15 protein-coding genes and 4 pseudogenes are annotated in these 22,476 nt (G+C 61.0%); 12 read left to right on the forward strand and 7 right to left on the reverse strand.

Translation table 11 applies throughout. The features are described from left to right. The first annotated feature begins 874 nt into the window (after positions 1 to 874). Positions 875 to 1,990 (forward strand): branched-chain amino acid ABC transporter substrate-binding protein, encoded by a 1,116-nt coding sequence (locus AAFG07_RS31530; protein ID WP_342723634.1) that lies wholly within the window; start codon positions 875 to 877, stop codon positions 1,988 to 1,990. Between the two features lie 679 nt (positions 1,991 to 2,669). On the opposite strand, the gene AAFG07_RS31535 is transcribed toward AAFG07_RS31530, so the two are convergent. The 3 genes and pseudogenes from AAFG07_RS31535 to AAFG07_RS31545 form a co-directional block, all read right to left on the reverse strand. Then, positions 2,670 to 2,846, reverse strand: a complete 177-nt coding sequence (locus tag AAFG07_RS31535) for a hypothetical protein (protein WP_342723635.1) — start codon at positions 2,844 to 2,846, stop codon at positions 2,670 to 2,672. Between the two features lie 316 nt (positions 2,847 to 3,162). Next, positions 3,163 to 3,368: pseudogene (locus AAFG07_RS31540) on the reverse strand (aminotransferase class I/II-fold pyridoxal phosphate-dependent enzyme); the annotation flags it as partial. A 416-nt stretch (positions 3,369 to 3,784) separates the two neighbouring features. Further along, entirely contained in the window at positions 3,785 to 3,916 is a 132-nt protein-coding gene (locus AAFG07_RS31545; protein ID WP_342723636.1) for a hypothetical protein, read from the reverse strand. Positions 3,917 to 4,652: 736 nt separating this feature from the next. Here AAFG07_RS31545 and AAFG07_RS31550 point away from each other — a divergent pair. The 6 genes from AAFG07_RS31550 (at position 4,653) to AAFG07_RS31575 (ending at position 12,114) form a co-directional block, all read left to right on the forward strand. Then, on the forward strand, positions 4,653 to 6,167 hold the full coding sequence (locus AAFG07_RS31550) for a GMC family oxidoreductase (protein WP_342723637.1): 1,515 nt from the start codon (positions 4,653 to 4,655) through the stop codon (positions 6,165 to 6,167). Between the two features lie 27 nt (positions 6,168 to 6,194). Continuing rightward, on the forward strand, positions 6,195 to 7,502 hold the full coding sequence (locus tag AAFG07_RS31555; RefSeq protein ID WP_342723638.1) for an aminotransferase class III-fold pyridoxal phosphate-dependent enzyme: 1,308 nt from the start codon (positions 6,195 to 6,197) through the stop codon (positions 7,500 to 7,502). 24 nt (positions 7,503 to 7,526) lie between these two features. Next, positions 7,527 to 8,474 carry a sulfotransferase gene (locus tag AAFG07_RS31560; RefSeq protein ID WP_342723639.1) on the forward strand — a complete coding sequence of 316 codons (948 nt, stop codon included), beginning with the start codon at positions 7,527 to 7,529 and terminating at the stop codon, positions 8,472 to 8,474. A 98-nt stretch (positions 8,475 to 8,572) separates the two neighbouring features. Further along, positions 8,573 to 9,718: an MFS transporter gene (locus AAFG07_RS31565; RefSeq protein ID WP_342723640.1), complete on the forward strand. Its 1,146-nt coding sequence runs from the start codon at positions 8,573 to 8,575 to the stop codon at positions 9,716 to 9,718. Between the two features lie 20 nt (positions 9,719 to 9,738). Next, complete coding sequence (locus AAFG07_RS31570) at positions 9,739 to 11,115, forward strand: condensation domain-containing protein (protein ID WP_342723641.1); 1,377 nt, start codon at positions 9,739 to 9,741, stop codon at positions 11,113 to 11,115. Between the two features lie 777 nt (positions 11,116 to 11,892). Beyond that, positions 11,893 to 12,114 carry a hypothetical protein gene (locus AAFG07_RS31575; protein WP_342723642.1) on the forward strand — a complete coding sequence of 74 codons (222 nt, stop codon included), beginning with the start codon at positions 11,893 to 11,895 and terminating at the stop codon, positions 12,112 to 12,114. Between the two features lie 209 nt (positions 12,115 to 12,323). On the opposite strand, the gene AAFG07_RS31580 is transcribed toward AAFG07_RS31575, so the two are convergent. Next, a complete protein-coding gene (locus AAFG07_RS31580) occupies positions 12,324 to 12,971 on the reverse strand; it encodes an FkbM family methyltransferase (RefSeq protein ID WP_342729296.1) in 648 nt (215 codons plus the stop codon). A 1,091-nt stretch (positions 12,972 to 14,062) separates the two neighbouring features. On the opposite strand from AAFG07_RS31580, the gene AAFG07_RS31585 reads away from it, so the two are divergent. The 4 genes and pseudogenes from AAFG07_RS31585 to AAFG07_RS31600 form a co-directional block, all read left to right on the forward strand. Beyond that, positions 14,063 to 14,377, forward strand: a complete 315-nt coding sequence (locus AAFG07_RS31585) for a co-chaperone GroES (protein ID WP_342723643.1) — start codon at positions 14,063 to 14,065, stop codon at positions 14,375 to 14,377. A gap of 84 nt (positions 14,378 to 14,461) precedes the next feature. Beyond that, entirely contained in the window at positions 14,462 to 16,102 is a 1,641-nt protein-coding gene (gene groL / locus AAFG07_RS31590) for a chaperonin GroEL (RefSeq protein WP_342723644.1), read from the forward strand. A gap of 1,221 nt (positions 16,103 to 17,323) precedes the next feature. After that, entirely contained in the window at positions 17,324 to 17,746 is a 423-nt protein-coding gene (locus tag AAFG07_RS31595) for a transposase (RefSeq protein ID WP_342723645.1), read from the forward strand. A 113-nt stretch (positions 17,747 to 17,859) separates the two neighbouring features. Next, a pseudogene (locus AAFG07_RS31600) lies at positions 17,860 to 18,510 on the forward strand (transposase); the annotation flags it as partial. A 1,945-nt stretch (positions 18,511 to 20,455) separates the two neighbouring features. On the opposite strand, the gene AAFG07_RS31605 reads toward AAFG07_RS31600, so the two are convergent. After that, positions 20,456 to 21,274 (reverse strand): YopT-type cysteine protease domain-containing protein, encoded by an 819-nt coding sequence (locus AAFG07_RS31605; protein ID WP_342723646.1) that lies wholly within the window; start codon positions 21,272 to 21,274, stop codon positions 20,456 to 20,458. Between the two features lie 113 nt (positions 21,275 to 21,387). Between AAFG07_RS31605 and AAFG07_RS31610 the strand changes: the two are divergent. Further along, positions 21,388 to 21,483 (forward strand): annotated as a pseudogene (locus AAFG07_RS31610) (IS5/IS1182 family transposase); the annotation flags it as partial. 34 nt (positions 21,484 to 21,517) lie between these two features. Here AAFG07_RS31610 and AAFG07_RS31615 read toward each other — a convergent pair. After that, positions 21,518 to 21,958, reverse strand: a complete 441-nt coding sequence (locus AAFG07_RS31615; protein ID WP_342723647.1) for a VirK family protein — start codon at positions 21,956 to 21,958, stop codon at positions 21,518 to 21,520. Between the two features lie 157 nt (positions 21,959 to 22,115). Further along, positions 22,116 to 22,257 (reverse strand): annotated as a pseudogene (locus AAFG07_RS31620) (IS5/IS1182 family transposase); the annotation flags it as partial. Positions 22,258 to 22,476 lie beyond the last annotated feature (219 nt).

Genomic DNA, 22,476 nt, shown 5'->3' on the forward strand with positions numbered 1-22,476 from the left:
TTGGCACTGCGAACGGCTCGATATGCCCGTGCCTCTCCGCGAACATTTCCGCCTCTTGATTTTGGCGCCACCTGAAGCGCGCGACGCGGCGTTGTAAGCAAGTCACCGCCGACGATCTGGGGCTGATGGCAAATGAGCCGCGCAAGCGTGGGTCCTGCATGAGGCGCCAATGCGTGCACCTGCAAGCCTCTCCTGCACGTTGCAGACGGGCCGAAGCTCTTCGGATGGTCCAACATCGCCTCCCATGTCACTCGCACTCATGGTCTTGGATTGGTTGCAGCGCCGCAGATGCCAACCGATCGATCGATGGCAGCCGCGTCGGAATTGATGGCTTGTCCTGTTGGGCCAATTGTTGTTGGCATTCCCTATCCAGGCGGGCAGTTTCAGAAGCGGCGAGCTCTGTACATTACGGACTGAGCTACTTCTTTCATAGACGTCCGATTCAGCTAGTCTCCATCCAAGATAACCCTGTGCGTTGACCTGGCGGGCTGGGGTGAGATTGGTCATGCGCCACGAACACGAGACGGGACGAACGCGTTGTACGTTACCGTTACTCGTTCATGCAGCTCTCGCTTTGCGCATGGCGCCTTGGTTCGTTGCCCTGCTGGAACGACATCGGCAAATATCCATGTACTGTTTTCGGGCGATGAGCTGTCTGCCAATAGCTCACCGAACCGGAGTGTGTTTCAGCGGCGCGGACCGTTTCGCACCAAGTGCAGGTGGGCTCCTGCCCGCTCATGGCAGTGCATTCGAAGGGGTTTGATGCGCGACCATGACTTTATCTCCGGCTGCTTTCTGGCACTGACCGCCGCCGGGCTCGCTTTGCTCTGCTCGAGCTTACTCGCCGCCGCGTTCACCCTGTGAGGATCACCCCATGAAGTCGCTCAAACTGATTGGCTTTGCACTTGGAGCATCGATGCTGTCCAGCGCGGCATTGGCGGAGGATATCACTATCGCCGTCGCCGGACCGATAACTGGGGGTGAGTCCGCCTTCGGGCGGCAGATGAAGAACGGCGCCGAGATGGCGGTGGAGCAGATCAACGCTTCCGGTGGCGTGCTCGGCAAGAAGCTCGCCCTCGACGTTGAGGACGATGCCTGTGATCCCAAGCAGGCGCGATCGGTAGCGGAAAAGGTGGCCGCCGCCAAGATCCCGTTCGTTGCTGGGCACTTTTGCTCTTCGTCATCGATCCCGGCATCGGAAGCCTATGCCGACGGCGGCGTGCTACAGATCACGCCGGCTTCCACAAACCCACTATTCACCGAGCGCAAACTATGGAACGTGGCACGCGTCTGCGGCCGCGACGACCAGCAGGGCCAGGTGGCTGCCCAGTACATCACGAAGTACTTCAACGGCAAGAAGATCGCCATTCTCAATGACAAGACCACTTATGGTAAGGGGCTTGCCGACGAGACGAAGAAGGCCCTCAATAGGGCTGGCGTCATCGAGAAGATGTACGAGTCCTACAACAAGGGCGACAAGGATTTCAATGCGATTGTCTCGCGCTTGAAGCGTGACAATATCGATCTCGTCTATGTCGGTGGCTATCACCAGGAAGCGGGGCTTATCCTGCGTCAGATGCGCGAACAGGGCCTGAAGACCGTACTGATGTCGGGTGACGCGTTGGCCGACAAGGAATATGCCTCGATCACCGGCGCGGCTGGAGCAGGCACGCTCTTCACCTTCGGGCCCGACCCACGCAAGAAGCCGACGGCGGCTGCGATCGTCGATAAATTCAGGGCCAGAAATATCGATCCCGAAGGCTACACGCTATACACCTACGCTGCGGTGCAGGTCTGGACGCAAGCCGCAACCAAAGTCGGCACCACCGATCCGAAGAAGGTGATGGACACGATCAAAGCGGGCTCTTGGGACACGGTGATCGGCAAACTGGAATACGATGCCAAGGGTGACATCAGGCAGATCGACTATGTCGTTTATAAGTGGGACGCCACGGGCGGCTATAGCGAGACCAACCCGAGCGCCTTCTGACGCATCTTAGTCCGACCCGTCAAAAAGGGCGCGGTTCCCGGGGAGGTAGGCAGCGATCAATGCCCATCGATCGGTTGCTCCAGGGCCGCAAGCTACGGCCTGAAGAAATTGAATGTCTGAGGTCGGCCTGTACACGGACCCTGCGCTCGCTTTGCCTGGTCGATCGTGACGACCCTATCGCCGAAATCGTCGCAAGGAAGGTTCTCGAGATCGGCGCAAGCGGGGTTGGCGATCCAACGGAGATATCAAGGCTTGCCATTGAGGAGCTTGGCATCCGCTGACCGCCATCGGTCTAAAGCGAGCATCGCGTACACGTGCGGATGGTCGGATCTCTCCTCCCGATCTATGCATAGCCGGTCACCTCGGACTCAATCGAAGATTGTTAGACTGGCCTGACGCAGATGTTTGAACAGTTGGCCGGATGAGTCGACCTGTTCGAGGGACCGCAGTCCCACATGCTAGCGCTAGTCGCTGAGTTTCGGCCTTCGCGCCGCGCGACACGCATCGCTTTTGCCTATCGACTCAGGAAAAGTTCACCCGGAAATGTCGCGGCCCCGCCCCATAGATGGGCGGGGCCGCTCCCCCTCCCCCCCGGGGGACGCCGCGCTGCGGATCGCAACGGCAATGGTCTAACGTCCGTCTTCTGTCGATTCATCATTCGGTACGCGGCTGAGCCGCCTCACCTGCTTTGCGGCTTTCGGCTCTCAGCATTTTCCGCAACATTGCGCAAGACGAGCGCCGAAAGCTGCGCAACCAGCCGTTTGAGACGCACTATTTCTTGCCTGCACTGCGCCAATTCGCGCTGTTCATCTGTCATTACCGATCCGTCATAGCGGTTCACAGCTGCATGATTCATGCTAACCTCTATCCGACCAGGTGAGCGCGAACGACGGCTCGAGCTCCTCCCTGTTCAAAATAGTAATGGCAAACCGGCATTTTTTCGCCAGCAAACACTGTACGCAGCGAACAGATTATGTCTCCGCCTCCGCCTGGTGTGTCGTTCTGGTCTACTAATCAGAGCGTCTCGCACAAAACCTTGCTTGTGTCACGGACGCGAGTTCGCGCTTTGGCTCTTCAAGCCCCCCACGGATAGTCACACGGAATCTCCTTGATGGCCGTCCTGATCGGCACGTGGCATGCCAACTTCGCCTCGCGAACAAACACCTGTCCCGCTCCCGCGCGGCGATGGCCATCAACGGTGCGGGCGCGGCGGCGAAGACGAATGCACGGCACCAATTGACCAAGAAATCGTGCAACACGCGCGTGGTCGTGAGAGCGCGCCGGCAGCGCCCCGCGCCTTCCCGCAGGTGCGCACCACCAAGAGGTTTTCGCGCCCTTCAAATGATGCGGCGTGCCCGCGTCCCTGTTCGCCGCAAACGCTTCTGTGGCATGAGCCTCTGAGCTGAAGGTTCATTCGCCACTTTGAAATATGACGTGCAATGTTCCGGAAGCCCTCACGCGGCACGAGCCCATCCATGAACGGAACGCGACATGCGCCGCCACCCCGCCGATGACTTAGCTGCATGTCGGGGCGGGAGCTTGAATTTCATGCGGGGGCAGCTCAAAGGCCTTGAATCGCACGTGGCGTCACGTTGTACCATCTCATAGTAGGTCGCGAGGATCCCCGGCAGGTGGATGGGGGCCACAGCTTGCTGCCAGCGGTGAGAGGATGATGCCAATGCGGGCGATGTGTGTACGGCAGAGGACGACGGCGGTGCCCCGATCATCGCGCACGCGATCGCGCGAACGGTCTCCGAGTGCTCGCCTCAGAACAAGGTTGTCCTTCCCCGCCCCTCACTGGCGGACGTCGACAGGGGATGCAGCCTTGCTGCGCTCTGCGGTCGACACGTTGACGCCGGTGTTGAGCCGCATTCCGTGAAAAATCGTCTTTGTAACAAAGGAGGCGACGCCAGATTTGTCCGACATCGATCGTTTCGTAATTAGAGTTTGCGGTGAATGTTTCGCCGCAAATAACCGTCGGCAGTCCTCCCTCTGTCGACGGCAGTTGGCGGGATGCCCACTTCGCTCCCCCAGACTGACTTCCGCCCGGCCCTCGAAATGAGGCCGGGCGCTTTTTTATCGACTATGAAGGGCAGCTTGGTGTTCTAGCCCGCGTCTGATGATTGTGAAGAGTTAGCAAGACAAACCCTGTTACTGAAGGCTCATCATCACGGGATTGCCTTGCCTTCTCGCGACCAACGATTGTACAGGCATGACTGTTGTTTGCACCGACCAACCCGTTGCCAGCGAGATCGGGACCGCAAAAACGCTCCCCCGCATGGCCTCTCGACGCATCCGGATTCGAGGAGTATCGGCGAGCGCCCGTTCGATCGTTCAAAAACACAGGCGGGTGGATTGGACAACCGATTGAAACCTCATAAATCTCTTCAAGATTCCTACTGCTTCCGGAAAAGCCGCTTGGTCGTATTCATGCGATTGCCGCCTTGAAGGGCTTGAATCGCACGTAACGTCACATTGTACGATCTCGGGGTAGTTCGCGATGATCCTAGGCAAACAGCGAGGCGATACCGGGTTATCTGGGGCTCTCGCATAGACCTGCCACGCGCTCAACGCTGGATATGGCAATTGTCTCACGGCAGCTGGTCATTAATGAATAGGACGCGATTGCGCACCATCGATGTTCGTTGCCAGAGGGTGGGATATGACGCCCGATATCGTTGATGTATGCGTAATCGGGAGTGGTGCCAGCGGCTCGACAGTGGCCTACGAGATCGCCCAACACGGATTGCGAGTGCTCCTTCTCGAGCAAGGTCGGGCGCTTCCTCCCAACGCCTCGCTGGCGAGCGTCCAAAATGGCATGGATACCGCCCTGGTGCGGTCTGCGGCAGGTACGATGACGCCGTTCGGATGCCCGTGGACCGTCTGCGCGCTCGGCGGAGGAATGACTTTGTATGCCGGAATAGCCTTCCGATATCGCACGATTGATTTTGACGCGCGAGCACATGTGGCCGGGGACGCGCTCGACCCGACCTGGCCGATCAACTACGCCGAACTACGCCCGTTCTATGAGGAACTGGAACGGCGCATGGGAGTGGCCCGTCTAGCCGGGGCGGACCCGCTCGAGCCGCCGAGCGATCCGCCCGTTCTGCCCCCGCATCAGTACAGCGCGCAGGGCCGGTTGATTGCCGATGCGGGCGGACGCCTAGGCCAGCTACCGTTCCCCACCCCATTGGCAATCAACTCGGTGCCATATCGCGGCCGGCCAGCCTGTCACTGCGACGGACCGTGCAACGAACATCTGTGTCCGACCGGCGCGAGGGCCGACGCACGCTCGCCGTTTACGGATACCTCCCTGCCGTCCGGCGCGCTCACGGTTGCCCTCGGCAGCAAGGCCGTGCGCATCGATCTGGGCAACGTCAGCCGCGCGGACTCGGTGGAATGGCTGGACACTCTCAGCCAACAACGCGCTCGGGTCCGCGCCCGCTGCGTGGTACTCGCCGGCAACGCAGTGCAATCTGCCGCCCTATTGCTACGGTCGGCGCAGCGGGCAGCGCCTAACGGCATCGGCAACGCCTCCGGCATGGTCGGCAGTGGCATCTCGTTTAAAATCAGCGGCTACGTGTCCGGTCGCACGCCGATCGATCCGCTGGCCGCGCACCCGGCCGGCGGCCCATTCTCCACCGTCGCGATCTCCGATCATTACCTGGACGACGAGGCTCCTTCCGGGCTCGGCGGAATGATCTACGAAGCAAGCCGGGTTCAGCGCACGGACCACGACGGAAAGATAACGCTACGGCTGCATTTCCTGGCGGCCGACCAGCCCATGCGCAGCAATGTGGTCCGACTGGCCGCCAGTCGGGACGGGCTGGGTTTGCCGAAGATCATTCTCGACTACCGGACCCACCCGCTGGATAAGCGCCGATTGGGCTATTTGTCCCGATGCGCGTCGAAGCTGCTGGCCGAGGCCGGTGTGGAACAAGTCGATTATCAGGATTCCAATTATCAGTTTGGCAGTGGGCACCTGCATGGTGGCTGTCGGGCCGGGATCGATCCGACACAATCCGTGGTCGACCGCTGCGGCCGGGTGCATGACGTTGACAATGTCTATGTCGCGGACGGCGGCTTCTTCCCCTATTCCGGAGGCGTCAACCCGACCTTCACCATCCAGGCGAACGCGCTGCGGATCGCTCGAAGAATAGTCGCGCAGCTGACCTAAGGCATGATCATCAAACGGAGACGGCTCATGTCCATCACCACGCCTACTGCCACCGCGGCCGCCACCGACGGGCACAGATCCGCACTACGCCGCGCCCTGCGCGTCACCGCCTCGGAGAAATGGGATCTCAACAGGCGTTTTCCGGTCGTGATGACGCGCGCTTCGGGCGCGCATGCATGGGACATCAACGGAAAGCAATACGTCGATTTCACCTCCTGTAGCGGGGCCGCGCCGCTCGGAGCCGGATATGAGCCGGTCGTGGCGCATGCAGCCGCCGAGATGTGCCGTACCGGCGGCATCTTGCCCGGGCCGCTGTCCGTGCACCGGGTCGAACTGGCCGAACGGCTGGCGGAGATCTTCCCCGTCGCGGAACGCTCAATGTTCTTCCGCACCGGATCGTGCGCGACCACCGCCGCCGTCCGCCTCGCCCGCGCGTTCACGGGTCTGAACCACGTGCTTACCAGCGGATATCATGGCTGGCACGACTGGCAGTTGCAGGACCGGCCGGAGATGGGGCTGCCCAACCGCGACCGGGACAGCGTGGATTTCCGCTACAACCTGGACTTGCTCGACGAACTGGCAAGTGTCCAGCGCGTCGCCGCGGTGATCGTCACCCCCGAGGTCAACTTCTTCCCGCCCGAGTACCATCAGGAACTGCAGAGGCTGGTGCATCGGCACGGCGCCCTGCTCATTCTTGACGAGGTGATGACCGGATTCCGCTACGCGTTTGGCGGCTACCACATGGCGGTTGGCCTCACTCCCGATCTGATCACACTGAGCAAAGGACTGGCGAACGGAATGGCGCTATCCGCAGTGGCGGGGCGGGCAGACGTACTCGCCGCCGGCGAGAAGACATACATGGGCAACACCTACCAGCGCGAGGTCACCCCGTTCGCAGCCGCACTGAGCACCCTGCACGCGCTGCGCGACGGGACGATGCTGGCCCGGATGCGCGAGATTGGCGAGCAACTGATCAAGGGGCTGAACGAGGTATTCGCCAGACAGCAGGTCGCGGCATGGGCGTTCGCCTGGCCCACCATGTTCGACGTCGTGTTTGCCGACGCCGAACTTGGTCACGACTTCTTCCAGGAGATGTGGGCGCGGGGCTTCCTCATGCAGTACGGAGGGCGCTTCATGCCATCGGCGGCGGTGTCCGACGCCGACGTGCAGGCGGCTGTCGAAGCTGCAGGAGAGGCCCTGCCGGCGGCGTTATCCCGCATGGAGAGCACCGGTGGTGACCCGGATCCAGTGGCAGCCGCCGTACGGTTCGCCAGAGATCATTTTGTGGCGACCCCGGGGGCGGTTCGGCGCTGGTTCACCGCACCCGTCCACTGATGAGCAGCACCTCGAACAGAGCACATGGCCATGCCGCAGCCCGATCCATTTTCCACATCGCCAGTGCTGCTCGGCGGCGACAACCGCTCGGGCACCACCTTGCTGAGCATCGTATTGGATTCGCATCCGGATCTGGTGGCCGGGCCGGAGATCGACTTCCTCGAACCGCCCAATCTCGGGCCGCACATTCTGCGCACCATCGACCTGCTTGTGGCCGGCGATTCCCGGGTCACAGGCACGACCAAAAACACGATCGATCCGTTCTGGTATGACGGGATGCATTTCGCGGTGCAGTGCCGCCGGTTCGGTCTCGACTTCGATGACATGCGCGAGCTGGTCAGCAAGGTCATGGTCGAGGTGGGCAGCGACATCGTTTCGTTCGCCGACCGATGCCGGCTTATCAACGAGATCGGTGGGTTGCGCGGGGCACGCAGCGGGGCCCCGCGCTGGGGATTGAAACTGCAGCGTAAGATCGCCCAGATCGACGACTTTGTCCGGATGTGGCCGCGCGCACATTTCGTGCATATCGTGCGGGACGGTCGCGACGTTGCCGCCTCTCATCTGAAGACCGTTCCTGATTGGGGGTACCGAACTGTCGCCGACGCCGCGCGCGGCTGGCTTGAGGTGGTGTCCCAGGCGCATCGGATCGCGTCGCCTGGGCGTTATCTCGAGGTGCGTTACGAGGATCTTGTAAGCAGCCCCCGCCCCACTCTGACCCGAATTCTCGCCCACCTCGGCTTGCCCTGGGACGAGGCCGTGCTGCATCACGCCGAATACGAGCACGCATTGTTCGAACAACCGCACGGTCATCCGGCGGCGGAGGCTGCAGGAAAGCCGCTGCACCAAGGTCGGATCGGTCGTCACGTCCAAGATCTGACGCGAACCCAGATTGCCGAGTTCGAGCGGATCGCCGAAAGTGAGCTCGCCCGACTAGGGTATCTTTCGGTCCCAAGCCTGTCTGGCGACGCGTGAGGCACCGGCCCTGTTCCGCCGCGCCTCGCGGACTGCCACGCAGCTATCTTGCACTGCTCGTCGGCCAGACCATTTCGCTGCTGGGCTCCAACGTAACCATGCTGGCGCTGCCGCTGACCGCAATTGCCCTGCTGGACGCGGGACCGGCGCAGACGGGCCTGCTGCTGGCCAGCGGTCGGGCGCCGTGCCTGGTTGTGAGCCTGTTCGCCGGAGTCATCGTGGACCGCCTCCCGCACCGGCAAATCCTTTGGACCGCCAACGTGGCGATGGCGGCAACGCTGGCCACGATTCCGTTGTTCGCGAGCCTTGGACATCTTGGAATGATCCAGCTTTATACGACAAGCATGCTGGTTGGGGTTGCCGCGGTGATCGCGGACGTGGCTTATCTGGCGTGCATACCCACGCTCGTAGACCGCTCTCAGCTGGTTCGGGCGCAGAGTTCACTGGAGCTTAGCCAAGCGAGCGCGATGGCAGCAGGTCCGTTCCTCGCCGGTTGGCTCGTCAACGCGTTCTCCGCCCCGACTGCGATCCTGGCAGACTCGGTCTCATTCCTGTTTGCCGCCGCGTTGCTCTCGCTGGTGCCAATGCGTGCCGCCGGCTGCTCAGCAGCCGCGTCGAGCGCGGTGCTCGGCCAAGTGGCCGAGGGGCTGGCGAGCCTGTTTGGCAATCCGGTATTGAGGGCAGTCACGTTGGCCAGCGGCACATTCATCTTTTGGCAGAACGCGTATTCTGCGGCTTTTCTGCTGCATCTGACCAAAGATCTCGGGTTCGACAGCCGGATCGTCGGCATGGTGCTAGGCATCGGCGCACTTGGCGGTGTGGTCGGCGCGGCTAGCTCACCGTGGGCGGGCCGGGCAATCGGACTCGGCCCTGTTTTGATGATCGGTTTGGCGGTGAGCGCCGCAGGCATGAGCTTGGCGGCCCTGCTCACCCAACCCTTCTGGGCCGCGGTGGCATGCGTGGCGCTCTCCCAATTCATTCTGTGGATCGGCCAAGGGATCTACAACGTGCAGCAGGTTCCCATTCGATATGCGTTGGTCCCGCAGCGCTTGCAGGGCCGGGTCAATGCGAGCATCCGCAGCGTGGTGTGGGGACTGGCCTCATTGGGTGCGCTGGCCGGCGGCGCGGCCGCTGCTGCAACAGGCCTGCGCGCCACGTTGCTCGCGAGCAGCGTGCTTGGCACCGCCTCGATCGTTTGGATTTGGCGGTCGCCCCTGCGCCACACGCGCAGCTTGCATCCGTGATCATCGCGACGGACTTGCGCATGGACATGAAGGAATTTGGCGATATTGATCGGCAGCCGGTTCGGCTGGTGGTGTGGCGCGTCAACGTTCACGACCCCGTCTGCTGGCGTCCCGACCCGCGCCGTCCGTCCCATGTTCAGGAGGACCACCTTCGCTCTGCGGACGATGGCCGCCCCGGCTGGCTCGGTGCCGCGTTCGAGTTGCCAGGCGAGTTCAACGCCGCTGCGCTGACCAGAGCGATCCTTGGCTGGGTCGACCGGCACGAGGCGTTACGCAGCCGCTTGGCCAAGAATGGATCGGCAATCCATCGCACCACGGTCGATCCCGGCGCGGTAGCGCTAGAGAAAACCGTGGTGGGTGACTGCGCCAGTCCCGACGAAATTGCCCGGCTGCTGGAAGACCTGTTTGACGCGGAGACCAATCCGCTGCGCTGGCCGGCTTATGTCTTCGTGACGATCAGCCGGCCGACATCCACGAGCCTCCTGGTCGCCTGCGACCACTCCATCAGCGATGGCTACTCGACGGCCTTGGTGCCGTATGAGATCCACGAGCTGTACACGGCCGCGATCCATGGAGTGGCGCACCAGTTGCCACCGGTGCACAGCTATCTGGACCACGCCGAGTCCGAACGGGAGCGACTGACCGATCTGAGCGAGGGCCATCCTGCAATTGGTCATTGGCGCGAGCTGATTGCGGCGAACGGCGATCAATTGCCGGATTTTCCGCTACCACTCGGTGCGCCGGAAGGAACCCTACAGCGCACCGGACGAATGTGGCTGCTCGATGCGGCTGGGGCATCCGAATTCGATCGCGGGTGCAGGTCCCATGGCGGAAACGCGGCGACGGGGATTTTCGCCTGTCTGGCGCTGGCAGGAAAGACACTGGCGAACCAACGACAATTCCACACCGTTGCGCCTTTTCACACCCGATACGATCTGCGGTCGATGCGTTCGGTTGGATGGTATGTCGGGATGAGCCCGGTGAGCTTCCGGGTGGCCGATACGTTGCCGGAAATCCTGCGCGCCGCCCGGCTCGAACTCAGACGCGCCAAGAAGACAGCTCAGGTGCCATTTTCAAAGGCGATGGAGCTGCTCGGCGCCGCATTGCGCGACCGCTTCATGGTATCCTATATGGACTACCGGACAGTGCCCGGGTCGGACTGCTGGCCGCAATGGCGGACGAGATTCCTGATTAGCCGTAGTTCTGATGCTTGCGAGACATACCTTTGGGTCAGTCGCCGGCAGGACGGAATTTGCGTGAACTTCCGTCACCCCGGCACCGCCATTGCGCGAACCGCGATGGACGACTATCTCGCTGAAGTGGTCGCGCAGGCCTGCCTGATCAGCGGCGTTCGTCCGCGCCGCGGCTCTCAATTGACCGACTTGGGGCGGCTGTGAGCTAGCCGTTCTTGGTGCCGGAGACCGGCTCGCGTTACGACCGCGATCCTCCGTTCGTTGGTGATCAGAAGCAGGAGCAAACTCAGGAGATCCGATCGTCAACATGCCGTGAGCGCCACTTGTGGGAGGCGCGCGCCATGGAAGCATACGTCTTGCCAGCCCCACCAATATCCTGGTGCGAGCGAAATTGCTCGCGGCCGGCCTGTGAGAGATGAGGGCGATCATCGGAAAGCTGAGCCAAATGAGTGTTGTTCCGGACAGTGACAGGCACAGTGCCGACTGACATGTCGGATCTACAACAACTCAGCTATTGCGATCTATTGCGAGCTAGCATCCTCACATGCATGTTTTTTTTCATTGAACTACCGGGTGGCACAGCCATTGCAAGTCTTCGCTCAATAGATGGATTCGTCCCTGCCCGACGGGCCGAAATGGTTCTGCGGGATTATGAGCTGCTATAGTCCATATTCGCACACGATGACGCAGATGACCTTCGAATGAGGCTTGCCACCAGCGACGTAGCGAAGAAGATACAAACCAATCAATCAGGGTCTGAAGACGCCGAAGAAACAAGCCAAGGCGCGAGCTGCGCATCAACTCCAAGGCGTCTATGTTGTGGCGGGCGAATGAGCACCCCGAACGAGAGGACCATGCGACAAACTTATCCGATGAGGGACCACGCTCTCAATGCGCCCCGTCTCACGGGCGATCTTGATCCGGCCGAACGCCAATGCGCCAGTTCGTTTTGACTGAGACAACAATAGCGACGTTAAGCGCGTGACGAAACTGGCGCATCTGAAGGAATTACGAGAACTGATGCAGTTGCTTTGGCATTTGTTCGAAGCAGTGCACCAGCTTCCCAGAGGGCCAGAGCATTCAGCAGCCGTTCAGAACATCAAACGCTTTGAGCGCCGGCTGGTCGTGTTGATTCGAGCATCTGAAAGGGCCCGGGCAGCTGACCGCGAAGTCGCCGGCCCTGCCGGCTCACAGAATGAATGATTGTCAGACGCTCACCTACTCTGAAGCGATCCTACGCAGTGCGCCGTCCGCCCGGTCTCAGCCGCACACGTGAAAGGAAGTCGCGAGCACGCCTGTCCGGCCAGCGATATCCATTCGCCTGATTGATCGCCCGTTGTGCAGCGATGCGCCGCATAGACCCCGCGAGCGAGTCTTACGGCGATCAACGAGACGCCGGATATAAGCAGCCGTTAGAAGCGCGTATTTTTGAGCAGTACATCACCTTCCACGGCGCGGGGATAATGGGCTGCCACTTCGAATGACGGTAATAGGTCGAGAATGGCCTGCAGGGACAGCTGCCCCTCGTAGAGCTCGCGGTCGCTATATTCCGTGTAGATGAAACGCGTGTTGCCCACGGTCTGCATGCCGCCGGCGATGACATCGGCCTCGGCTCCTTGGACATCCATCCAGATGAAATCGACGGTGTTCAGCTTGGCTTCGCTGCACCAATCGTCCAGCCGTCGGGTTTCAACCGAGAACGGGCGATCGAACCGAACCCAATCATACTCGGTAAGATGGTTTTTCGGGTGGCGTATCGAGCCGGAGAGGTCCCATTCCTTTGCGTCTCCATCTGCATTGCTTGGATGGAAGTCGATCATCCCGTTTCGATCACTGATCGCGATTTCGAGCAGCTTCACCCTATCGAGGGATGGGCCTAGCTTCTTCTTGAAGCGGGCGATCGCTCGAGGGTCCGGCTCAAAGCAGTAGAGCTGAGCTTGTGGGCACAGGGTGAGAAAATGTTGCGTATCGGTTCCGTCATTGCAGCCGATATCCAAGATGACGGGATTCGGTTTCTGAAGAAGTGAGACGATGTGCTGATGTACTTCTACAGATGACACAGGTTCTTCTTCCATTGGCGCGGAGATCGGTTGAACTTCTTCGTCGAAGCCGAAATCACACGCCAGACGCTCCGGCACAACGTATATCAACGTATATAATCCATATGCCGGCGCAGTCCCCTTGATCGATCGGGGCGATTGGGATGCCGTCGACACCAAAGGAAGCTCTCGCGCCGGGAGTTGCAGCGATTGCCCTGCAACGTCAATTCTGCTGCAGGAGAGGCGGTCGAAGGCCGATGCTTACGCCAAATCGGACAATGTGCACGAAGAGCGGATGGTCACGCTAGATCGTCGCTTCCGGTGCATTGTTCGGGCGATTGAAAGGCGGCTTCGCTCGAACGCCACCCCGTCAGTCGCTCGCGCTGGAGCGGCTCGAGCAGAGTGGTCTCTCCTGCGCAAGGATAGCCAATACTCTCGATCAAAGTTCCGAACACCAAAACTTTTCTCGTGCCGATTGGCGGTCGAGGGTGCGCAGCTGCGGCCAGATCGATCGCCATCTTCTTCGCAAACATCTATTGCGAGAGGCTCGCCGGGGTTTAACATTCCTAGATCGAGTCGAATCCAATATTCGAGGAAGCCGGCGAAATGGCGTAAGTATCGCTCCGGCTCGAGATATGACATCTCGCTAGTGGCAAGTTGGAAGGGCTGGAGTGGTGATGTCCTGCAAACAGTTCTCAGGGCCGACGAGCTCGATAGGCCCGTTCTCTTTTGACGCCGGCTGCACAAGTTACTCCCTCTAGCCAAATTCGTACGAGCGGCTTCGATGGCAGGGCCGACAGTGGACAGCCAATGAGATGCTACGGACCCGGAGACTCTCGGCGCTCGCTCGATAGCCTGGCCATTCATTGGCCCGTCTGCGCGTGGCGGTAAACGCGGGTGTCTTGACGAGACGCGATGTCAGTTTCGCGACAGCCTGGCGGGCTGTGTACATGAGGGCGTTTACTTCCGGACGAACACATGCGGAGCCAGGCGTGTGATTCAGCAGAACTGCAGGTACCGATCGCCCCGCTCATTTTGGCCTGTCTCTTGCTATAACTGGGCTGTTCACAATGTGTCCATCGTCAACTCGTTCAAATGCTCAGGAGGCCTGCATGAATTTCCGTCCGCTTCACGACCGCGTCGTGGTCAAGCGCATCGACGCTGAAGAGAAGAGCGCTGGCGGCATCATCATTCCCGACACCGCCAAGGAAAAGCCCTCGCAAGGCGAAGTCATCGCAGTTGGCCCGGGCGGCCGTGACGAGACCGGCAAGCTGATTCCGATCGACCTCCAGGTCGACGATCGGGTGCTGTTCGGCAAGTGGTCGGGCACCGAGGTCAAGATCGACGGCGAGGAGCTGTTGATCATGAAGGAGAGCGACATCATGGGCGTTCTCACCGACGTGTTTTCCAAGAAGAAAGCCGCCTAATCCAGCGCTTGCACCGCTCACCCTGACGAGCGCCTGCCGGGCGCGCCGAAGGATGAGAAAATAAAAGGACTGAGGGAATTCATTATGTCAGCCAAAGAAGTCAAGTTCGGCGTAGACGCGCGCGACCGCATGCTGCGCGGTGTCGACATCCTCGCCAACGCCGTGCAGGTCACGTTGGGCCCGAAGGGCCGCAACGTGGTGCTCGAGAAGTCGTTCGGCGCTCCGCGCATCACCAAGGACGGCGTCGCCGTTGCCAAGGAGATCGAGCTGGAGGAGAAGTTCGAGAACATGGGCGCGCAGATGGTGCGCGAGGTCGCTGCCAAGGCGGCGGACGCCGCCGGCGACGGCACCACCACCGCAACCGTGCTCGCGGCAGCCATCGTGCGGGAAGGCGCTAAGTCGGTTGCCGCCGGCATGAACCCGATGGACCTGAAGCGCGGTATCGACCTCGCGGTCGAAGCCGTCGTTGCGGACCTCCAGAAGAACTCGAAGAACGTCACCTCGAACGAGGAGATCGCTCAGGTCGGCACCATTTCGGCCAATGGCGATGCCGAGATCGGCAAGTTCCTCGCCGACGCCATGAAGAAGGTCGGCAACGAGGGCGTGATCACGGTCGAGGAAGCCAAGTCGCTCGAGACCGAACTCGACGTCGTCGAGGGCATGCAGTTCGACCGCGGCTACATCTCGCCCTACTTCGTCACCAACGCCGACAAGATGCGCGTTGAGATGGACGACGCCTACATCCTGATCAACGAGAAGAAGCTCTCCTCGCTGAACGAGCTGCTGCCGCTGCTCGAGGCCGTGGTGCAGACCGGCAAGCCGCTGATCATCGTCGCTGAAGACGTCGAAGGCGAAGCGCTCGCCACGCTCGTCGTCAACCGCCTGCGCGGCGGCCTGAAGGTCGCGGCCGTCAAGGCTCCGGGCTTCGGCGATCGCCGCAAGGCCATGCTGCAGGACATCGCGATCCTGACCGGCGGCCAGGCCATCTCGGAAGACCTCGGCATCAAGCTCGAGAACGTCACGCTCGCCATGCTCGGTCGCGCCAAGAAGGTGATGATCGACAAGGAGAACACCACGATCGTCAACGGCGCCGGCAAGAAGGCCGACATCGACGCCCGCGTTGCCCAGATCAAGGCGCAGATCGAGGAGACCACCTCGGACTACGACCGTGAGAAGCTGCAGGAGCGTCTCGCCAAGCTCGCAGGCGGCGTCGCGGTGATCCGCGTCGGCGGCGCGACCGAGGTCGAGGTGAAGGAGCGCAAGGATCGCGTTGATGACGCGATGCACGCGACCCGTGCGGCGGTCGAGGAAGGTATCCTGCCGGGCGGCGGCGTCGCCCTGCTCCGTGCTTCCGAGCAGCTCAAGGGCCTGCGCACCAAGAACGACGACCAGAAGACCGGCGTCGAGATCGTGCGCAAGGCGCTGTCCTGGCCGGCCCGCCAGATCGCGATCAACGCGGGTGAAGACGGCTCGGTCGTGGTCGGCAAAGTCCTCGAGCAGGATCAGTACTCTTACGGCTTCGATGCGCAGACTGGCGAGTACAGCAACCTTGTCTCCAAGGGCATCATCGACCCGACCAAGGTCGTGCGCATCGCGGTCCAGAACGCTGCCTCGGTGGCCGCGCTCCTGATCACCACGGAAGCGATGGTTGCCGAGCTGCCGAAGAAGAACGCCGGCGGCCCCGCGATGCCCCCGGGCGGCGGCATGGGCGGCATGGACTTCTAAGTCCAGCCTCTCAATGCATCGATGACAAGCAGGACCCTGGCAGCAATGCCAGGGTTTTCCAACTTCGGGCGGGCTTGCAACGATTGGCAGCCCTTGCAAGCTTGGAGGCCGATCCGCAGGTCGCGCCGAGAACTCCAAGGCCAATGCGGGCTGTAGTCAGCATGCCGTTTGTGACGCGGTCCTCGGGCAAGCCTTCGCCTCGTGCTACAGGCAGGCGTTGGTGGCCGAGAGACCGAGGGCGCCTGCCGCTGCATAACAGGGAGCGCGGCCGTGCCTGATCAGCGCATCTATCGACCCTGGAGCAGACCCGCCGACACGTTCCCAGGCCGCAGGACGCACGAGCCTTTCCTGAAGAGGAACGCAGGTACGGAGAGCCTTCCGAAATTCTCCGTGATGTGGATCACAACTGCGACGCACCCGCTTACCCCATGACAAGGCGACGTCGAGGCAAAGGTGCCATGCTGTCGCATCTGGATAATTCGGCAATGAGCGCCGCTCGCCTGAGAGACCATAGACCCCACTGGACGGAACATTAAAGGAGCTTCGGGATCTCCATCGCGAGAGAGAACAGAAAGGAAAGCGCTGGCAGGGTGGATAGCTGGAACACCGATCTGCCACGGCCAAAACCGGTAGATGGGGCCGCAGTGGAGCAGATGTCCGGCTACCCAGCGCGACAATTAATCCATTTGTTGAGATGATACGCTTCTGCGTCGCAGTTTGGTATCCGGTGACGAGAACGCAACGTCACGCTCCCGCCTTCTCAAAAGCGCATGTTGAGGCGCGCTCGCTTCGAGAAAATCTGTTCTCTCGAAGAACGACTCGCCGGACGGGCCCACCCGCTGCAAGGAAGCAAAGTGCTACTGCGCGTTGACGTTGGAAAGAGGCGCTGCTGAAGAAGGCCCGGCAGGCTCGGACCGCACCTCATATGAGCGAATGGGAGGCGAAATCACCTAGAGACCGACCGCGTAGCTCCCAATTAGCAGTGTGTCAGCTAGCAGCGTCAACTTGGTCAGCCTATCCATATCAGCGGCGGTCCGCCCCAGATCTAAGTTGCTTGGTCTGGCTTTTCTTCCGCCGCCGCAAGGACGGTGTCTGGCGTCGTCGTAGCTTCCCCCGACCAACGCAATAAGACTGCCTCGTTCGTAAGCGGGAAGCCGGTACCCTGGCTTCACGGTTAGATTAATGTGCGAAGAAGGCCTCCGGCTTGGACGGAGGTTTTGGATGGGATTGGACGGCAAAAAGGACGTCCATTTGGACGGCTCGTCGGCTGGGGCGGTCAGCCGGCTTGAAGTGCTTGAAGGACCGTCCGGGCGTCGTGTGCGTTCGGAGGCTGAAAGGGCGCGGATCGCCGCCGAGAGTTTGCTGCCCGGCGCTCATGTGTCGGAGGTGGCGCGCAAGCACGGGGCAACGCGCTGGCAGGTTTACGATTGGCGACGACGCTTTCGACAGCGAGGCGAATTGCCGTCTCCAGAGGCTTCGCGGCCGCCGTTCGCGCCGCTGGCTGTGGAAGGGCCGTCAGAGGAGCGCCACGTTCCGGCGGTCAAGCTCGAGATCGCGATGGGCGACGTCGTGGTGCGGAGGGACGCGTCGATAGATGGGGAGCAGCTGTCTCGGGTGATCCGCGCAGTGCGGGCGTCACGATGATTGCCCCCGGCGCCGAGCTGAAGATTTACATCGCGACACGGCGTGTCGACTTCCGCTGTGGCCGCGATGGGATGGGCTTGCTTCGAGGGTGCAGGAGATGCTCGGTCCCGACCCGCCCGAAATACGTCTGCCGTCGCTGCTCGGGCGCTGTCGTGCAGGCACACGCGCCGGAGCATGTCGTGCCCGGCGGGCTGCCGACCGAGGCGGCCATTGCGCACGTGATCGTCTCCAAGTTCGGCGACCATACGCCGTTTTACCGTCAGGCCGGGATCTATGCGCGACAAGGGATCCGGCTCGATCGGCGACGCTGGGCAATTGGTCAGGCCGCGCCTGCTTCCATCTCCGGCCCGTCGGGGATCATATGCGCCGCCATCTGGCCACGGCGGATCGTCTTTTCATGGACGAGACCACGGCGCTGGTACTCGATCCCGGGCGCGGCGAGACGAAAGACGCCACCGAAGTAAGGCTACTTCTGGGCGATCGCCTCCGACGATCACGGCCATAGCGGCCCAAGTCCGCCGATCGTGCTGTTCCGCTATGCATCCGGACGCAGGGCGCTTTATGCGCTCTTCGCCGGTCATGAGGTCGGGGCTGAAAATTGGGCCTTGCTTGCGTCGATCGTCGCCACCTGCAAGCTCAACGACGTGAACCCCGTCGCCTACATCGCCCAAACGCTCGAGGCGATCATCGCCGGCCATCCCCAAAGCAAGATCGAAGACCTCATGCCATGGCGATTCCGCAAAACGTCAAGCCAGCATCAATAGGGTTGCGGCTAACTTTGAATTGCCCACATCTGCCGCCTCAAGGCCGACGCCGCTTTTGTCATCGAGGTTGTCAGCATCTCGTAAGCTAAGCCCCGCAATCTACCGTAATCAGAAGGCCGGCTGTGGCGGTTCTCAACGGGTGACGAGGCATGGATTCTATCGAGCGAGCTTTAGCTGCACGCACTTTGTCAACAATCATCGAAGAGGAAGAAATCCGAGGATCGAGTACGGAAGCTTCCCCACCAGCCGGTCCAACGGACTCTCGCCAGCAGCCAAGCGCGCTGAGAATGGTCGAATCATCCAACGGCGGGGATAATTCGCTGGGCAGTATGTCCCGGGAGTTCGGCGCAGTGCTGGCCGAGGTACAGGAAGGTCGCCCGTATTCTCGCATGAATCGCCCCTATCGTGAGTCCGCGTTGTATGACGGTCCTCGCCTTGTGCGCAACCCGTCGCCGGGCCGCGCTAGCGACAGCCCTGAGGGGATTCTCGACCGCAACGCCATTTTAGATTACTCGGACGGTGTTGCCTCAGAGGCTGATATTAACGATTATCGCCAGTGGTGCCTTGAGCGGTTGGCCAGCAGCAGGCTGGGAGCCAATCCACTGGCCTTGTCCGTTGCTTCGGCGGAGCGGTCGCCGGTTGCGTTGCCTAACGATACTCGCCTTGTGCCGCCTGATGGGGCCCGTGAACCGACCACCCCGGGTCAGCAAGCCGCTTCATCGCCTTCCATCGGACCTGTACGTGATCACCAGGACCAGGCCTCTGGGCATCGAAGCGACAGCGTCGACAGTTTCGAGAACTACATCGAGAGCCGAGACGACACTAGCGACAGCTTGAGTTTCACTGCTTCAGAGCAGGACCTGCATCGCCAGCTCATACTCCTCAGGTGGGCTCGACTGGAGCCCCCCCGTGACAGAATACGCAGCGACGACCCAGCGATACGCGAATTGGCCCACGCATTCGCGCTTCAGCGCGGCCAACGAGCTGGGCCGTCTGTCGTGGGTCCAGCCCGCGAACCCGGCTTTCAGAATCAGGAAGCCGCCGGGCCCTCGTCTTCCGCCGGGCCCTCGTCTTCCGCCGAGCCTTTACGCCATCGCCAGCAGCTGGATCGCGCAGCAACAGGAAGAATGAATAACTCCGGGCATCTGGATTTCGGGCCTGTTGTCGGCCCGGACTGGGTCCATTGTGATCAACCGGCGCCCGCTCCCCTGATTCTTCAGTTAGGTCGGCACGGCTTACTGCCGAGTTCGAGTCGAAACAGGAGCATCGACATCTATAGCGTGCCCTATACAGTTGTGCGGGGTTCGGGAGGACCACAGGACATTCGCCTCTTCCGTAACCGGTATGTTCCACCGCCGCAATCTCCTATCGCCACGCCGTGAGTAGCCCGCGCGGGCAACGCCTTGCACGCTGTGAGATACCGTGATCTGGCGGGGACTATCGCTACCGACCGACATCGAACATGGCGCCGCGACCGAGGCAACAATTATGGGTAATTGAAAGTGCGGCTAAGCGCTTACCCTCGTTCGAGTATGAGCGGTCGGTGCAGCCGCCGTCAAAGCTGGAGCGATCGGCGCTGGAACTCCACGAGCTGCTCACGACGAACGCGACCAAATCGCCTCGCGAACAACGCACATTGATCCCAGACATAGCCATCGGAACAATCTGATCATTGTACCTGACCTGTTCCTTTGCAGAGTTTGGCGTTCACAAGGATAGCCGGTCTCCATCAGTCAGGCCGCAGGTTCCCGTGCCCTGGAGATAAGTGCGTCCAACCGATCAGCCAGGTGGCCGCGATCCGAGCGACGACATCCGTAAGCCACGCCTGCGGGTCGATGCCATTCAGTTTCGCCGTGGCGGTGAGGTGTAACTACAAGATAATGTGTGGGGGCGAGCTCGTGTGTGCGCCGTCAGGGGCGCTCGGCTGGCAGTCTATGGTCTGAACTCAGCTCATTTTTTGGGTGACGACTGCCACGATATCATCGCCGTTGTAGCCTCTGTAATCATCGAGGAGACTTCTGAGCAAGTCGCTCATCCGGTCTGATCTGACGGCGAACTCTCCATAGTTCGGATCGAAGAGAGTGGTCATTCCATTTGAGGTCGAAGTCATGACCGAGTGTGCGCCGTCTCCGGCGAAGCGCAAGCTGAACAAATAGATTGATGGGTCTTTGCTGACTTCGTTCGCGATTTCGGCGATCTGCGAAGACGTGCCTAGCACGTATGCCCTCCGCTCTTGGGACGGTCGCAAGCCTGCTTCCTGAAACATGATGTCTTTTGGTTGGAAACTCAGGTTGCCCTGGAATTGGCCTTTCAGGTCTTCATACCGCCGCTGCCGCATGGCAGCTGAGGCGTGGGTTTGCGAGCCGGGCCGCAGCGCGCGCATTCGCGATGATGGACTGCTCGGAAGATTGAGGAGCCACTCCGCCGCCAAGCCAGTGCAAATGCCGTCTACATTCGCGCCACGCAATTTGGCAGTGCGGTATTCGGACAGGGGAATGATCGGCGCTTCCGAGGAGCTGGAGCTGGAGCTGGACGGCAGAGCGGGCATGCTTGGGTTGAAAGAGCTCGGAGGTTGAATACCCGCATCGGAGACATCTGGCTTGCTGCAGCACAGCCCCATTTTGTCGCACGAACCGCCAAGTGACAGAGTTCCCTGCAGCGCTAGATCCGCAACTCTTCTGGCAAATTCGCCATCGTCCATCGACTGACTCGATTTGTATTCCTGATAAGCGCCTCCGGATGAGTCACCGATTCGGTTATACATGGCGATGCCTATCCCTTCGGCGCGTGTTTCCGCACGGTGAATGCTTCGAAGCTCGTCGCGAATCTTATTCAGTCCAGCTGACGACCAGCTGACCACGAGCCCAGTGAAATCAGGCGCTGGGGCGTTCCCGAGGCGGACTGATCACCAAGATCCACGTGCTGGCCGATACGCTCGGTCGCCGGCTCCGCTTCACCGTCACGGCTGGCAGGTTAATAACATCACCCAGGCGCCCGCACTGCTCGACTACCAGACGAACCTCGCGCCATCCGGTAGCTCGCATACGAATTTGCCCTGGTCCTCGACCTCGGCCGCACCTTGGGCCAGCGTAGCGGCCTGCACCGTGAGCTTGCCGTCGCGGCTCAGGCTGTGGTGAATGTACTCCGTCACCGGATGCCCCAAACTGTCCAGAGTCTGATGCACATCGGCGAAGATGATGCCGTGCTGAGCGGTCACCCCAAAGGAACGGATCATCAGTCCGCCCTGCAGGGGCGGCCCAGGCTTGCCGCCCTCGACCGTGGTACAGCGGCTCAGGTCCAATAGGAGCTTCACATTCGAGCTGGACCGCAGGGCACTGAGCACCGCGTCGTATTTTGGCGAAGGCTCATCGGCCTTGGCGATGGTGCTCACGTTTGTGGCTGCAAGCAAGGACACCACGAACAATAGGTGTCTGCCACTGAACGGCATATACTTCTCCTTCGCAAATGTGGTAGGTCGCGCGGATGTTGTGTCCACAACCGCCTCGTGCTGGTGCGTTCGGAAACATCATTTGGGACACAACTGCACGCAAGTGGTTGTGAGGGCGAACCTAACCTCACAATCCCGTATGTAAGTTTTTGCGAAATCTGACCTTGCGCTTGAGGACCCGAAGACGCCGCGCTTCTGGTCGTAGACGAGGACGCGGCAAGGATTTTGAGCGTTGTGACCGCGGTAGCCTTGTCGAAATAGACCTGCTCGATCACACAGGCGACGAGTGTCTCAGTGCGGACGCGCTGACGTCGAACAGTCTCCGACTTCGAGACGCTTCGGTGAAACGGTTGGCCATCGGCATTTTCGGCGACGGCGGTCTGGATTAGGACGCTTCCGGCGGAACGTCTCCTTTCAATGATATTGGGCGAGGTCGGCCCTGGATAGTAAGCGCTAAGACGATACTTGGCTTCAGGGTTCAATTTAAATGTGCGAAGAAGCCGTCGGCTTGAACAGAG

The sequence above is a fragment of the Bradyrhizobium sp. B097 genome, from assembly GCF_038957035.1.
Classification (GTDB): Bacteria; Pseudomonadota; Alphaproteobacteria; order Rhizobiales; family Xanthobacteraceae; genus Bradyrhizobium.

What these genes read in the sequence shown, in the direction of transcription:
- AAFG07_RS31555 (WP_342723638.1), top strand. Translation starts at nt 6,195, where the DNA reads ATGTCCATCACCACGCCTACTGCCACCGCGGCCGCCACCGACGGGCAC.
- AAFG07_RS31535 (WP_342723635.1), bottom strand. Translation starts at nt 2,846, where the DNA reads ATGAATCATGCAGCTGTGAACCGCTATGACGGATCGGTAATGACAGAT.
- AAFG07_RS31615 (WP_342723647.1), bottom strand. Translation starts at nt 21,958, where the DNA reads ATGCCGTTCAGTGGCAGACACCTATTGTTCGTGGTGTCCTTGCTTGCA.
- AAFG07_RS31570 (WP_342723641.1), top strand. Translation starts at nt 9,739, where the DNA reads ATGGACATGAAGGAATTTGGCGATATTGATCGGCAGCCGGTTCGGCTG.
- groL (WP_342723644.1), top strand. Translation starts at nt 14,462, where the DNA reads ATGTCAGCCAAAGAAGTCAAGTTCGGCGTAGACGCGCGCGACCGCATG.
- AAFG07_RS31530 (WP_342723634.1), top strand. Translation starts at nt 875, where the DNA reads ATGAAGTCGCTCAAACTGATTGGCTTTGCACTTGGAGCATCGATGCTG.
- AAFG07_RS31585 (WP_342723643.1), top strand. Translation starts at nt 14,063, where the DNA reads ATGAATTTCCGTCCGCTTCACGACCGCGTCGTGGTCAAGCGCATCGAC.
- AAFG07_RS31565 (WP_342723640.1), top strand. Translation starts at nt 8,573, where the DNA reads ATGCTGGCGCTGCCGCTGACCGCAATTGCCCTGCTGGACGCGGGACCG.
- AAFG07_RS31595 (WP_342723645.1), top strand. Translation starts at nt 17,324, where the DNA reads ATGGGATTGGACGGCAAAAAGGACGTCCATTTGGACGGCTCGTCGGCT.
- AAFG07_RS31560 (WP_342723639.1), top strand. Translation starts at nt 7,527, where the DNA reads ATGGCCATGCCGCAGCCCGATCCATTTTCCACATCGCCAGTGCTGCTC.
- AAFG07_RS31550 (WP_342723637.1), top strand. Translation starts at nt 4,653, where the DNA reads ATGACGCCCGATATCGTTGATGTATGCGTAATCGGGAGTGGTGCCAGC.
- AAFG07_RS31605 (WP_342723646.1), bottom strand. Translation starts at nt 21,274, where the DNA reads ATGTATAACCGAATCGGTGACTCATCCGGAGGCGCTTATCAGGAATAC.
- AAFG07_RS31545 (WP_342723636.1), bottom strand. Translation starts at nt 3,916, where the DNA reads ATGTCGGACAAATCTGGCGTCGCCTCCTTTGTTACAAAGACGATTTTT.